The organism is Lactobacillus crispatus (genome assembly GCF_018987235.1).
GTDB lineage: Bacteria > Bacillota > Bacilli > Lactobacillales > Lactobacillaceae > Lactobacillus > Lactobacillus crispatus.
Genome location: NZ_CP072197.1, coordinates 214,484 through 227,433, shown reverse-complemented (window position 1 = coordinate 227,433; position 12,950 = coordinate 214,484). Strand labels below are relative to the sequence as shown.

The following is a 12,950-nucleotide window of genomic DNA, read 5'->3' as shown; positions in this document are numbered from 1 at the left end:
TTGGATACAAAAAAGACCGAACTTTACGTTCGATCTCTTTTATTTAGTCACCGATCTTGTAAAAGCCCTTAGCTTTTAAGCCATAAGCTTGACCAGCGGTCATATCATATTGAACCATTTCGTAATCGTTCAATATAGCTTGTTGTTCTGAAGTCAACTTCTTAGGATCTACAAAGTGACCCTTTTGGTCAACCAATTGGAAGCCTTTGTCACCATTAAAGTTAATGGTAATTGCAGGAAGCTTCTCGTGAACTTCAGTCAAAAGTGCTTGGTAAGGAGTTACCTTAGTGTTAGTTTGTTCAAGCATCATAGCAGTGAAGTCACTAGTGTTGACGAAGTTAGTGTTGTGAGTCAACTTGTTCTTAGCACCGTGTTGTCTTGCGTACTTGTTTGAGTAAATGAAGTAGCGAGTTGAGTGCATTTGAACAGGATATTTGCCAGTGTAGTTTTGTGACAAGATACTTGGGTAGTGGTCACCGTAGAAGACAATGGTAATTGGCTTCTTGATCTTATCAATTTGACCAATAAACTTCTTAACAGCTTGGTCGGTGTATTGCGTACCCTTGATGTAAGTTGCCATTTGCTCACGAACAGCGGCAGTGTTGAAGAGTTCACCAGATACCTTGCCCATGTATTCATTGTTTGGATACCAGTTGTTGTAAGGCATGTGGTTTTGAATTGAGATCAAGTTAATAAATTGACCACCCTTCATGCTGTTGATTTGTCTCAAACCGTTAGCATAAGCAGTGAAGTCAGAGTTGTAAGTACTCTTACCAAGTTTCTTTTGATCAATGATCTTGTATTTAGAACCAAGGTAAACGAACTTGTTAAACTTAAATCTCTTGTAGTCTTCTACTCTTGAGTAGTAAGTACCAATGAATGGGTGAACAGCTGACTTGTAGTTGAAGTCCATACCAATGGTTGGGTAGAAGTCGTAGTTTGGTACGATTTGTACATATGGAGTCAAGGTTGACTTGAACATACCCATGTTGAATCCGGTCAAAGTTTCCCATTCCATGTTTGCAGTACCACCACCGTAACCGGCACTAAGCATGCTACCGTATGTGGCACGTTTCTTCATTGATTGGATAAACTTAACTGGGTTTGGAGTTTTTGGATCAATCTTAATTGTTGGGAAAGTATATGGATCAACAAAACTTTCACTCAAGTTGTAGACAATAGTTTGATCCTTTAAAGTATTCTTTCTTGTCTTGTTAATTTTATCAGCAAGTTTGCTGTACTTTTGGTTCAAATGATTAATTGTAGCTTGTGAATAGTTGGCCGGCTTGTTCATGATTTGCAAGTCGAAGTAGTTCAAGAAGTTCAATAATGGACCGTTAATTTGAATATCACGTTCAGGGTTTCTGAATGATTGCTTGTTGTCAAAACCACGGTTAATGTGGTAAATCATACTGCCATCGTGGTTGAAACGTATTGGAGTCATGAATAAGAGCAAGCTGAGCAGTGCCCAAATACCACGACGTTTCCATGAACCCTTTTTCTTAATTGGAAACTTGATTTCAAGGAAGACACACAATGCAATAATGATTACTAAGGCAATAGCGATCATAATTATCTTTTGTTGGCCGACCATTGGCATCAAGGTCTTCCAGTTAACAATTTCGTCTAATTCAGTTGGATAAATTGGTTCCCCACGAAGATCTAATTTAATCTTGTTGGCAATAGCCCAACCAATTGTAATTACAGTTACTAAAAATGTTGAAGTCCAGTAACGCGTAGTAATGAAGTAGAAAATTGCAAACATTGCATCAAGGAAGATTGCTGTCAAAATAATAGCGAAGAATCTAGTCCCGAGCAAGAAAATTACGGCATTGATATCAGTTGCAGTCGTAATTTGGATCCGCAGATTATCTGATTCAATTAAGAATGAAGCAAAACTTAATACATAGAACCAGCCCCATGTAAGTAGTCGTACTCGATTTTCAACTATCCAAGCAGTGAAGTTAGTCCAAGCATCTTCAACAATTTCTGCTAAGTTATTATGTTGCTTGAAAAAAGCAACCGTCCGTTTAACCGGCTTCACCTTGAATAAATAGCGCTCATATAGCCAGCTTAAGCCCCAGGCAGCTAGCATCATGATGACAATCATCAAGAACTTGTTAAATCCAGCGCTATTGGTAAAGCGGAACGATTTAACAAAACCACCAATAATTGGAGCGTCCATAAAAATAATTACTGGAATAAAGAAGTGCATCTGCTTAGCACTATAGCTAACAATCACTTTTCTAAAGATTAAGAAGGCTGCTAAAACCATTAAGAACAAAAATGGTGAAGCAATATTACTTAAAAATTTAGGATTCCAGGAATAAGCGCCACTTCGACCAGATAATCGTTGGTACCAGTAAACCCCATTAAATCCGGGAACACCGATAAACATTACGAAGAAAGACATTACTCCAGCTGCAATTGACCAGCCAAAGACCTTTTTAGGAATTTTAACGTTAGCTAAAAACATCCCCCAAGCAAAGTACAAGATCAAATAAATGCCATAAATTGACTTGTTAAAGATCATTGTACCTGCACTAGTCGCAAAACCAGTCAAAGTTAATGTGCTAAGCAATAATACATTTTGCTTAGTAGTAATGCGATGTTGTAATTCATACAAGTATGGTTGAACTAGCATACTAAAAATCAAGCCAGCCAACAATACTGATGTACTAGTCAAAACTGGGAAAAATACTCCCCAGAGCTTCCACATATTAAAGGTACCTGGTCGTTTAAAGAAGTTCACCAAGTATAAAAGCACTAGTGTAACAACCGCTATAATCCAAAACTTAAAAGCTTCAGTTGGATGAACCTTTCTTTTGCTATAAACAGCACCAAAGACCATTGGTACTAGTACCATCGTACTGTGACCAAGTAGTCCTGGAATAAATCTCATTAGGGTACTTAATGGTAATCTACCAAAAGTGCTCCCCCAAGAATACATCTGCACTAGCATAAAGAATGCTGCGACAATCAAACAAATGATTTGAAGAGCATTTAGTGATTTTTTCTTGTTAATCTCACTCATTTTCTCTAGTCTGTGTCCTCACTAAAAATTTCTGTCATTACTTAATGATCCCTAGCTTCTTTTTAATTGAAAGCAGAATATCCACCTTTTTACCATGACCGGTGAAAAAGTCTACGATATCATGCCAGAACTTAAAGCACATGATCAAAGTAATCACGATAAAAACAAATCCTGCTTCTTGATTATGCAAGAATGTATTTATACTGAATAAAAGCATAAACACTAAAGGCGGAATCGTCAAATTTTGCATAATTGCTGTTAATACCAAAGCCACTAATAAAGTAGCAAAGCCAACTTTCCAATTATAAAAAACTGCTACCTGAGCTGCAACCGCAACTCCTTTGCCACCTCGAAAATGATCCCAGATTGGAAAACAATGTCCTAAGATCAGGCCTAGCCCTGTATAAGCAATATTAATATGAGCTGGAAAAGCAAAATATACAATAAACAAGGCAATTAAACTTTTAAGCAAATCGCCTAAACAGGTTAAAATACCCCATTTTTTACCAAAAACAGCACCCATGTTAGCCGTTCCCGGATTATGTGAACCGTATTCAGTAGGATTTATTTTTAAAAAGATTTTGCCAACGATCATCGCCGTTAAGAAATTTCCAAAAACGTAGCCAATCAGAGTAGCCCAAATGCGCGCCATTAATTATCACCTTCTTCGGTGTAATCATAGATATGATAGTGCTGCGTTTTTTCGCTCTTAAAGCTAAAGCCATTTGCAATATTCTTTTCGTTTTGGAAAGTTTCATTATTTGAAATCGTTTCCTTAGGTAAACCTAATTCTTTGCGCACCAGGTTAGAAATCCGTTGCAATTCACTAGTTGGCTGTACTTGATAAGCCGCATCGTCGATCATTGCATTGTAACCATGTAGATAATCACTAGATGACGAATTGGCACAACTACGATAATTCATCGCAATCTGCTGCATCGCACTAAATGGCAAGTTAGTCCGAACATTGCTTGACACAGAAGTCAAAATTGAATCCAGATTTGATAATGAACTAATTGAAACTGCCTTCTTGATCAAAGTGGTAATTACCTGTCGTTGTCGTTCTTGACGACCATAATCTCCACGCGGATCATCATAACGCATTCTAGAATATGCTAGCGCACCTGCACCACCCATATGGGTCAGCTTGCCCTTTTTAAAAATATAACCGCCATATTCAAAGCTAAGCGTTGGTCTAATATTAATTCCGCCAACATAGCGAATCATCTTCATGATTCCACCCATGTTAACCACGGCATAATACTTGATTGGCACATTGATTAACTTAGAAATTGAATCCATTGACATCTTAGCCCCGCCTAATTCATAAGCGGCGTTAATCTTTTCTGTCTTGAAGCTCTCGCTTCCAACCATCTGTGCCATCGTATCACGCGGTATTGAGACCAATGTGTAACGCTTCCTAGCAGGGTTAACTACAGCTAAAATCATGGTATCAGTCCGGCCGCGCTTTTCAGTTCGATCAAGGGCACCTGTATCAGTCCCCATCAGTAAAACAGCGAACTTCTTCTTTCCATCAAATTCACCTGTAGTTTTCACTGCGGTCTTAGGATCATAGGTCTTATCAACCGCTGACTTAGTACGGAAATAAACTGAGGCAAAGTACGCCGCTCCAGCAACCGCAAGCAAGGCTACGATACTAATAACCCAGACCCAAATATGACGATTTTTATAACTGTGTGTGTCTACCCGACTATTATGCGGGTGATTAGATCTTTGTTTTCTATCTTTCATAAAATATACCTATTATGATGTAAATTCACATTGAATGTATTATAACAAAAAAAGCAAATCATCGCTGACTTGCTTAGTATATCTTATTAAAATCGTTACTAATTTTTACTTCAAAGTCAAGCTTAACGCAAAATTATGGCTACTTTTTGCCTCTAATTCAATTTTATCCGTAAAAGCTGTAACGCTTCCTTCTTTTGCACTCAACTTAAAATCAGTTGAAGTAAGATCAATGCCATGTTCTTTGCCAGTCAAACTAATCTTATTGACCTGGCTTTCACTTTGCCAAGAAGTTGGTAAGATAAAGCCCAAAGAAAATGGCAGTTCCTTATTTGAAGAATTTTTCAAATAAAAGGATATGTTGACTTGATTACCCTCCAAAGCATAAGTAGTCATTACTTCAAAATGATATGGAAAACTCTTATAGCTCTCCGGCGTATCAATTAAAGTTAGACTTACGCGAGTATCACCTTTGTCAACAACGGTCCAAGGCAACTTGTTAGCCAAATTATCGGCTTGATCCATTACTGGAAAAGCAAGTGCCATACCTTCTTCACTTTCTTGCTCGCCGAGATAATTAAATTGATCTGTTAAAGACACCAGATGTGCCATCCGGGCCCCATTCTCATCGACAGAGACTTGAAAGAGAGAATTATCGATTGTTTGCATATTTTTCTCCCAATTTCTACACTCCTGTAACTCAAAATAGCACTTATCATATACAACTGTCAATTTTCACCACTTTCTTAGAAAAAAATGGCGATCTTTCTTTATTTATAATATAATGAAGTTGTTCCAAAAAAATTATGAAATCAAAGAAATAATTATAGTTTTTGGAGCAAGTTGATACAAAGAAGGCATCCCTTAACGGTGATGCCTTTTTTGGTGCATAAAAAAACTCCGACTTACGCCGAAGTTCTATTTGTGTGAATAACTACTTAATAAATTAGTCGTCCAACTTTTCCTTGTTAACAACATCCAAGTTTTCGTCGAATGTGTAAACAACTGGTTCACCGGTCTTCATTTCCAAGTTCATAATGTCTTCATCAGAAATGTTTTCGATGTACTTAGTCAAAGCACGAAGTGAGTTACCGTGAGCTGCGATAATTACGTTCTTGCCGTCAAGTAAATCTGGAGCAATGTGGTCTTCCCAGAATGGCATTACACGATCAAGACATACGTGTAAGTTTTCAGCCTTAGGAACGATGTGTGGGTCCAAGTTTGCGTAACGACGGTCATGTGCTTGACTGAATTCGTTGTCATCATCAATAGCTGGTGGCAAAACATCGTATGAACGACGCCAAATGTGAACTTGTTCATCGCCGTACTTTTCAGCAGTAGCCTTCTTGTTCAAGCCTTGTAAAGCACCGTAGTGACGTTCGTTAAGTCTCCAGGTCTTAGTTTCTGGAATCCAAAGTTGGCCACTTTCTTCAAGTGCAAAGTGCAAAGTCTTGATAGCACGAGTTAATAATGAAGTGTAAGCTTGGTCAAAATCAAGACCGTGTTCCTTGATTAAACGGCCAGCCTTCTTAGCTTCTTCAACACCTTTTTCTGAAAGGTTAACGTCAACCCAACCAGTAAATTGGTTTGAAAGGTTCCATTCACTTTGACCGTGACGGATTAAAACTAATTTTGACATGAAATATCTCCTTTTAAAATTCAATGTTTCATCCATATTTTACACATTTCACAAATTTTTTCATAGAGTTAAGACTAAAAAAATCGTGTTTTTTCAATTTTGTAACGTTATTCTTGCTATACTAGAAGAAAAAATTTAATGAAAGAAAGTTATGTATGAAATTTAAACATCAAAATATTATCATTACCGTTTTATTAGCATTACTCTTTTTAACGGCCTGCTCTAAGACAGGTTCAAAAAAGACAGCTAATTTACCTACTGCCAAGACGATTTTAACCAGTGCGGAAAAAACGAAATTCAGTTCAATGCACGCTACTTGGAATGAATTAAGCAATGGCAAGTCTTTGCAAAAAGCCGAAGCCCAATATACTAAAAAGCCAACGATTATTTATGCTAATGTTTCTAGCAGCTCTAATCACTATAAAATGTGGATTGAGGGTAAAAGCAACTATATCCAAATGAAAGGTACCAATTCTCAGCGTTGGTTTAAGACAAAGTTGTCTAAGGCTAGTGCCTATGGTGCCATTACCTACAATTTGAACGGCACATTACTCATGCCTTTCATTCCTAACGCAAAATATTTTAAGGTAAAGCAAAACGGCAATGATTATCTGCTTACTTATAAAGGAAATAACAAAAAAATTTGGAACGCAATTGTATCTGATTCTGCCTTTACTGCTTTAATCGGCATCGATCTTGATGATGTTAAACCAATTAGCAACGAAATCAAAATTAACGTAGATCAGAATTACGACATCAAAAATGTTAATGTGACTTCTACTTATAAGGATGAAGGACACAAAAAGAATTTCACCATGCAGATTGATCAAATTAATCAAGTCAAAAAGTTGACGGTACCTGCTTCTATCAAGAAATCGGCCGTAGATTTAGGCAAAATTAATACAAAATAAAGTAAAAGAATAGTCCGTAACTCCAACGAGCAACGGACTTTTTAGTTATAATAGACTTATTGAATCATAGAGGAGAAAAAAATGAAACTTAAGAAAACGATTATCGGTTTATCCTTTGCTGCCCTCTTTTTATTAGGCGGCTGCAGTAAACAAGAAAAGAAGGCTACTTCAGCTCTGACTAAGACTCAAGTTGTTCAAAAAGCTAAAAGTAGCTTCAAGTCGGGACAGGTTATTCAATCTGTTACTCTGGGTACCGACACTTCTAATCAAGTTGCCTTAGCTAACACTACCTTTGGTGGTAAAACCACTGTTTACCACATCACCAATCAAACCACTAGCAAAGGTAAAACTAGTTCTACTGAGGAATGGGTCAACCTTAACAATGTCTACATTAATGGACAAGATACTTGGTACAAGGCTGACCTTGAAAAACTAACCGGCCATAATTATGCCGACTTAACCGATGCCATCATGAATAACCACATGATCACCAATCCAAGTGATAAGTTGGTTTCTGCTTATAAAATGAAAAAAAGCAAAAAAGATGGTGTTTACACTTATACTTTAACTGCTAAAAGTACTGACCAAGCTTTGATGAAAGAGGCAGCAGCACCAATTTTTGACACTACTGCTCAAAGTACAAATCAAGCTAAAATTTTCAGCCAAATCAAAAAATTAGGCAAGTACCAATCAATGAATGTTAAGGCTGTAATTAAAGGTAATAAATTATCTACCTTTAATGTCTTTGTTAATATGAAACTAGGTAAATTAATGCACGTTAAAGTTGGTCAAAGTTATGGCAACTTCGGCAGCCATGACTTCTTAAGAGTGCCAGACTCTGCAACTAACGCTAAAGATTTACCAACCACTAATACTAAAAAGAAGTAGGCAAAAAAATGAAATTAGGAATTATTGGCAGCGGCATGATCGTCCATGACTTTTTAACAACCGCTGATCAAGTTGCGAATATGACTGTAACGGCTATTTCCTCAACTAAGCGCAGTGAAAATATTGCCCGGGAATTAGCTAAAAAGTACAACATCAAACGTACTTATACGGACAATGAAGAATTAATGGCTGATTCTGAAGTCGATACAGTTTATGTAGCGGTGCCAAACTTCTTGCATTATGAGATTGCTAAAGCCGCTCTAGAATACGATAAAAATGTAATCTGTGAAAAGCCATTTGTTCAGAGCACCACTCAAGCAAAAGAATTAAAAAAGTTAGCTGACGAAAAGGGTTTGATCATCGTTGAAGCAATTACTAACCTTTATTTAGAAAACTTCAAACAAATCCAAAAAGAATTGAACAAGATCGCACCAATTCATATTGTTAACCTAAATTATACGCAATATTCTAGCCGCTATGACGCCTTTCTTGAAGGCAAAATTGCGCCGGTTTTTGATCCTAAAAAAGATGGCGGTGCTTTGATGGATTTAAATATCTACAACATTCATCTTGTCTCGGCATTGTTTGGCTTGCCTGATCAAGTGCAATATTATGCCAACATGCAAAAAGGCGTTGATACTTCTGGTATTCTTCACCTCTCTTATCCTGACAAACAAGCCTCCCTCACGGCATCAAAAGATAGCTATGTAACGCCACGTTCTTTTATCGAAGGCGAAAAAGGTAGTATCTATTTTGACGGCTCAACGGGAACACTTGATAATTTCACAGTTGAAATGAGAAATGAACAACCTAAGCGTTATAATTTAAATAAATATCCGCACCGAATGGCAGCTGAATTTAATACTTTTGCCCAGATGATTGATCAACACGATACGCAAAAAGCGGATGAAGCATTTGTTAATACTTTAGAAACTATGCAAATTTTGACTAAAGCAAAAAATTCTATGATTTAAATTTGGAGGAAAAGCCATTGAAAATTTTAGTAACTGGTTTTGATCCTTTTGGTGGCGACAAGATCAACCCCGCCATTGAAGCAGTCAAAAAACTACCTGACTCAATCAAGGGTGCAAAAATTATCAAATTAGAAATTCCTACGGTTTTCAATAAATCTGCCCAAGTTGTTCATGATGCCATCGTGCAAGAACAACCAGATTATGTACTTAATGTTGGTCAAGCTGGCGGGCGTGCTGCTTTAACCCCAGAACGAGTAGCTATTAATATTAACGATGGTCGCATCCCCGATAACGATGGTTATCAACCGCTCGGTGAACCTATCCAAGCCGATGGCGACACGGCTTACTTCACCCAACTACCAATCAAGGCAATTGCTAAGGCGATTCGCGCTGTTGGTCTACCTGCTACAGTTTCCAACACTGCCGGTACTTACGTCTGCAACCACATCTTTTATCAAGTGCAATACATGCGAGCTAAAGAATTCCCTAGCCTTAAAGCTGGCTTCATTCACATCCCATTTTTGCCAGAACAAGTTGTCAAAAGACCAAGCACTCCATCAATGGCATTAGCCGATATTGTTAAAGGCTTAATCGCTGCAATTGGGGCTATTGTTGAACGCGATGGACAAGGCGACATTGAAGCAGTTGAAGGACAAAATCATTAATTACTTAAAAAAAGAGGTTAAATGCAGGATTTTTGCATTTAGCCTCTTTTTATCTCTAATTTTGATGACTAAGTAACTTCTTTACTCGATCAGCAACCTTAAATTCTCCAGAAAAGATCAAGATATCATTCGGCTCAATAACAGTCCAACCGTGTGGTATTAACCACTCATCACCACGCCGAATTCGACTAACCGTAATCTTGTCCACAAATTCCAGATCCCTAAGTGGTCGTCCAGTATAGGAAGTACTTCTCACCTTAACTGAGTACAACACATTGTTAGTATCAGTCATAATCTTGTAGACCGTTGGAGACTCAATCAAAGCTCGCATCAGAGCAGAACGTACATTAGTAAAGTTGAACAACTCTACTCCTGCCTCCTGGCATCGAGCCATCGTATCGCTATCGACTTCATTCATTCGGGCAATTGCTCGTTTGACTCCCAAGTCTTTGGCATATTCCGCCATTCGTGCATTTTCTTGATCATGATGCCCTGCAGCTACGAAAATGTCGCAATCAAAGGCACCACTACGCTCTAAGCTTTGATTATCCAAATTATCAAGTAATGTTAAACCTTTAACCCTACTATCATAAGTTTCGTATTGGTCCTGCTGATCGGTAAACATCTTGATCGTATACCAATTATCGTGCAAATCATGTGCAACTGGTACCGTAAAAGTATTGGCACCCACAATAGTAACAGTTTCTTTCATCCGATCCTCAGGTGATAAAACAAAGTTTGAATTAAAGACAATCGGACTCACGATACAAACAATAACCGCAGCTAAGATAAAGGCATCTGATTGTGTTGAAGTAATTGCATGCAATTTTCTAGCAACTTGTAGAGTTGGCAAAACAATCGTAATTGTAGTAGCAGTTAAAAAGCCACCAGCAAAGGCATTTTTCTTTTCAAAATAGCGCATATAAAGAAAAACTACAGGAGCTTTAGCTAAGAACAAGAAAATGACCAAAACTGGCAACAACATCAATGATGATGGATGAGCAAATAGTGACTTTAGATTCAAGCCCACGCCAGTCATAATGAAAAAGATTGGGATAAAGAATCCATAACCGATTGAAGTTAGCTTATCTTTAGTTGCCTCGCTTGGTTCCAATAATTTCATTACCATCCCGGCCAAGAATGCTCCCAAAATATTTTCAGCACCAACTCGCTCAGCTACAGTAACTAAAGCAAAAATCAAGAAGAAGGCTAACCGAATATCCAATTGAGTCGTTGCCTTAGTTACTTTGCTAAACCATAAATACGGTTGCTTAAACCGCCGCAAAAGAATAATCGCAGCGATAAACAGTAAGATAATCAACCAAAGCTGGCCAGCATTCCCTCCATTAACTGAGGCATAAATCGTTAATAAGAGCAACGGTATTACTTCGCCCAAAACCGCAGTTAACAAAATTGTCTGACCAATCGGTCGGCCAAGAATATCCTTTTCCTTCAAGGTAGCAATAACTACACCCAATGCAATGGTCATAAAAATAATCGCTGCCAAGATAACATTGCTAAATAGCCCTATCAGCTTTAAAATATAAGCCAAAACAAAGGCCATTACCACAATTCCAGCGAAAGCTGTTAAAGCTGTTGGCAACGGATCGACAGTTTTTCCCGCCTGTGATTTAGCCTTAGGATTATTCTTGCGCTGTAGCAGGTCAAAATTAATTTCCATTCCTGATAAAAACATCAGCAAAATTACGCCGAGGTTCGATAAAAATGTTAAATCATGTATCGAAACCACGATATTAAATCCGCTCGAACCTACAATAATTCCGACGATAATTTCAGCAATCGCCGTTGGTACAGTGCTTATTTTGAAACGCGCCATAAATATTGGAATTACGAGCGCTAATAAGACGACCAAAAATAATGATAATTGCGCCATTAAATTCTCCTCTTTTCACATTCAACACAAGAATTATACAAAAAATACGTCTTAATTCCCATTATTTATGGTTTAAGACGTATTTTTCTAATTAATATCGCTAACTAAAACATATTGTGTAGCATTTAAAGCATAATACTTTTGACCTTTAATTGTAATCTTGCTGCCATATGTCATGACCCGACTACCCTTCTTGACCAAATTGCCTTTTTCAATTTGACCTGAACGAGTCCGCAAATATGTATTCTTCTTAACAGTTCTAGCAGTAGCATCAATATTAGTAGCTACTACGTATTGGTTCTTGCAAATTTGATAGTACTTCTTATTACTGATTATCTTGTAGCCTAAAACGGTTACCGGACTACCAGCTAACTTCAAGGTCTTGGTCTTCTTGCCGTTCTTGTCATAAACATAAGCATCGTGACCTAAAGTTACCGCACCTTGAACTTCTGCTGGTACTTCGTCCTTAATCTTATTTGGATCCTTAGTATCAGTATTTTCATTCTTCTTTTGCAAGTCATAGTAATACTCGATCAAAGAATAAAACTGATCCATGTCGTAATCCCACTTGGCAAAATAACTATCAGGGTCAACGTGGTCTGTTCCACCTAAGAAGGTGCTAACCGCCTTGTGTGACCAAATTGTGCCTTCACCATCATCGCAAGCATTGTCTGGCTTTAAATTGTAACGATGAAGCAACTTGGCAATATAAATTGCATCATTATTAACTGACTTAGCAAAGGCATCACGACTATCTTCTTCACAAAGCTCAATTTGAATAAAGCGATTGTTGGCATTCGGTCCTGCGCCCCAAGTACCATTATTAGGTGAATACATTTGGATGACTTGCTTACTATCTACAAAAGCATTGACGTAAGCGTTGATATTTTTCCACTCGCGGTTAAAGTAGATTGCTTCATCGTGAGCAGTAGCTCCGGGATCGTCAGTCTCATGAACGACAATTCCTTCTGGCTTGCCATTTTGATACTCAATACCAGGGAATTTATTGTACTTAATCCCCTCTAGTTTGAGCATCTTGTATAAATAGGTGACACCACTATATTGATATTTCTTCGCTAAAGTATTAATCGAAGCGGCTTTGACCTGGTTACTGACCGATGATACGCCGACTAACCCCAAAAGCGCAATTAAGGCAATTAAAAATTTGCGTATCTTCACAACAAAGCCCTTTCCTT

The 12,950-nt window shown here is 37.8% G+C and carries 11 protein-coding genes; 4 read left to right on the top strand and 7 right to left on the bottom strand.

Features of this window, described 5'->3' with window-relative positions; all coding sequences use genetic code 11:
* Positions 1-43 precede the first annotated feature (43 nt).
* The 5 genes from J6L97_RS01105 to J6L97_RS01085 all read right to left on the bottom strand — a co-directional run bounded on the left by J6L97_RS01105 (position 44) and on the right by J6L97_RS01085 (position 6,422).
* The gene (locus J6L97_RS01105) at positions 44-3,034 is read right to left on the bottom strand and encodes an LTA synthase family protein (RefSeq protein ID WP_057726231.1); all 2,991 of its coding nucleotides are present in this window, start codon (positions 3,032-3,034) and stop codon (positions 44-46) included.
* Positions 3,035-3,071: 37 nt separating this feature from the next.
* The gene (locus tag J6L97_RS01100) at positions 3,072-3,686 is read right to left on the bottom strand and encodes a glycerol-3-phosphate acyltransferase (RefSeq protein ID WP_013085739.1); all 615 of its coding nucleotides are present in this window, start codon (positions 3,684-3,686) and stop codon (positions 3,072-3,074) included.
* Positions 3,686-4,786 (bottom strand): LCP family glycopolymer transferase, encoded by a 1,101-nt coding sequence (locus J6L97_RS01095; RefSeq protein ID WP_023488456.1) that lies wholly within the window; start codon positions 4,784-4,786, stop codon positions 3,686-3,688. Before J6L97_RS01095 ends, J6L97_RS01100 begins: the two co-directional genes overlap by 1 nt.
* Positions 4,787-4,891: 105 nt before the next feature.
* Positions 4,892-5,452: an aldose epimerase family protein gene (locus J6L97_RS01090; RefSeq protein ID WP_023488455.1), complete on the bottom strand. Its 561-nt coding sequence runs from the start codon at positions 5,450-5,452 to the stop codon at positions 4,892-4,894.
* A gap of 277 nt (positions 5,453-5,729) precedes the next feature.
* Positions 5,730-6,422: a 2,3-diphosphoglycerate-dependent phosphoglycerate mutase gene (locus J6L97_RS01085; protein ID WP_054832670.1), complete on the bottom strand. Its 693-nt coding sequence runs from the start codon at positions 6,420-6,422 to the stop codon at positions 5,730-5,732.
* 155 nt (positions 6,423-6,577) lie between these two features.
* Here J6L97_RS01085 and J6L97_RS01080 point away from each other — a divergent pair, with 155 nt between their 5' ends.
* From J6L97_RS01080 to pcp, 4 genes are all read left to right on the top strand, one after another.
* A complete protein-coding gene (locus J6L97_RS01080; RefSeq protein ID WP_057726234.1) occupies positions 6,578-7,333 on the top strand; it encodes a DUF6612 family protein in 756 nt (251 codons plus the stop codon).
* A gap of 81 nt (positions 7,334-7,414) precedes the next feature.
* Positions 7,415-8,221 (top strand): hypothetical protein, encoded by an 807-nt coding sequence (locus tag J6L97_RS01075; RefSeq protein WP_023488453.1) that lies wholly within the window; start codon positions 7,415-7,417, stop codon positions 8,219-8,221.
* 8 nt (positions 8,222-8,229) lie between these two features.
* Complete coding sequence (locus J6L97_RS01070; RefSeq protein ID WP_057726235.1) at positions 8,230-9,195, top strand: Gfo/Idh/MocA family protein; 966 nt, start codon at positions 8,230-8,232, stop codon at positions 9,193-9,195.
* A gap of 17 nt (positions 9,196-9,212) precedes the next feature.
* On the top strand, positions 9,213-9,860 hold the full coding sequence (gene pcp / locus J6L97_RS01065; RefSeq protein WP_057726237.1) for a pyroglutamyl-peptidase I: 648 nt from the start codon (positions 9,213-9,215) through the stop codon (positions 9,858-9,860).
* A gap of 55 nt (positions 9,861-9,915) precedes the next feature.
* On the opposite strand, the gene J6L97_RS01060 is transcribed toward pcp, so the two are convergent.
* On the bottom strand, positions 9,916-11,754 hold the full coding sequence (locus J6L97_RS01060) for a monovalent cation:proton antiporter family protein (protein ID WP_057726240.1): 1,839 nt from the start codon (positions 11,752-11,754) through the stop codon (positions 9,916-9,918).
* 87 nt (positions 11,755-11,841) lie between these two features.
* Positions 11,842-12,933 carry an SLAP domain-containing protein gene (locus tag J6L97_RS01055; RefSeq protein ID WP_054832669.1) on the bottom strand — a complete coding sequence of 364 codons (1,092 nt, stop codon included), beginning with the start codon at positions 12,931-12,933 and terminating at the stop codon, positions 11,842-11,844.
* Positions 12,934-12,950 lie beyond the last annotated feature (17 nt).

What these genes read in the sequence shown, in the direction of transcription:
- J6L97_RS01105 (WP_057726231.1), bottom strand. Translation starts at nt 3,034, where the DNA reads ATGAGTGAGATTAACAAGAAAAAATCACTAAATGCTCTTCAAATCATT.
- J6L97_RS01100 (WP_013085739.1), bottom strand. Translation starts at nt 3,686, where the DNA reads ATGGCGCGCATTTGGGCTACTCTGATTGGCTACGTTTTTGGAAATTTC.
- J6L97_RS01095 (WP_023488456.1), bottom strand. Translation starts at nt 4,786, where the DNA reads ATGAAAGATAGAAAACAAAGATCTAATCACCCGCATAATAGTCGGGTA.
- J6L97_RS01090 (WP_023488455.1), bottom strand. Translation starts at nt 5,452, where the DNA reads ATGCAAACAATCGATAATTCTCTCTTTCAAGTCTCTGTCGATGAGAAT.
- J6L97_RS01085 (WP_054832670.1), bottom strand. Translation starts at nt 6,422, where the DNA reads ATGTCAAAATTAGTTTTAATCCGTCACGGTCAAAGTGAATGGAACCTT.
- J6L97_RS01080 (WP_057726234.1), top strand. Translation starts at nt 6,578, where the DNA reads ATGAAATTTAAACATCAAAATATTATCATTACCGTTTTATTAGCATTA.
- J6L97_RS01075 (WP_023488453.1), top strand. Translation starts at nt 7,415, where the DNA reads ATGAAACTTAAGAAAACGATTATCGGTTTATCCTTTGCTGCCCTCTTT.
- J6L97_RS01070 (WP_057726235.1), top strand. Translation starts at nt 8,230, where the DNA reads ATGAAATTAGGAATTATTGGCAGCGGCATGATCGTCCATGACTTTTTA.
- J6L97_RS01060 (WP_057726240.1), bottom strand. Translation starts at nt 11,754, where the DNA reads ATGGCGCAATTATCATTATTTTTGGTCGTCTTATTAGCGCTCGTAATT.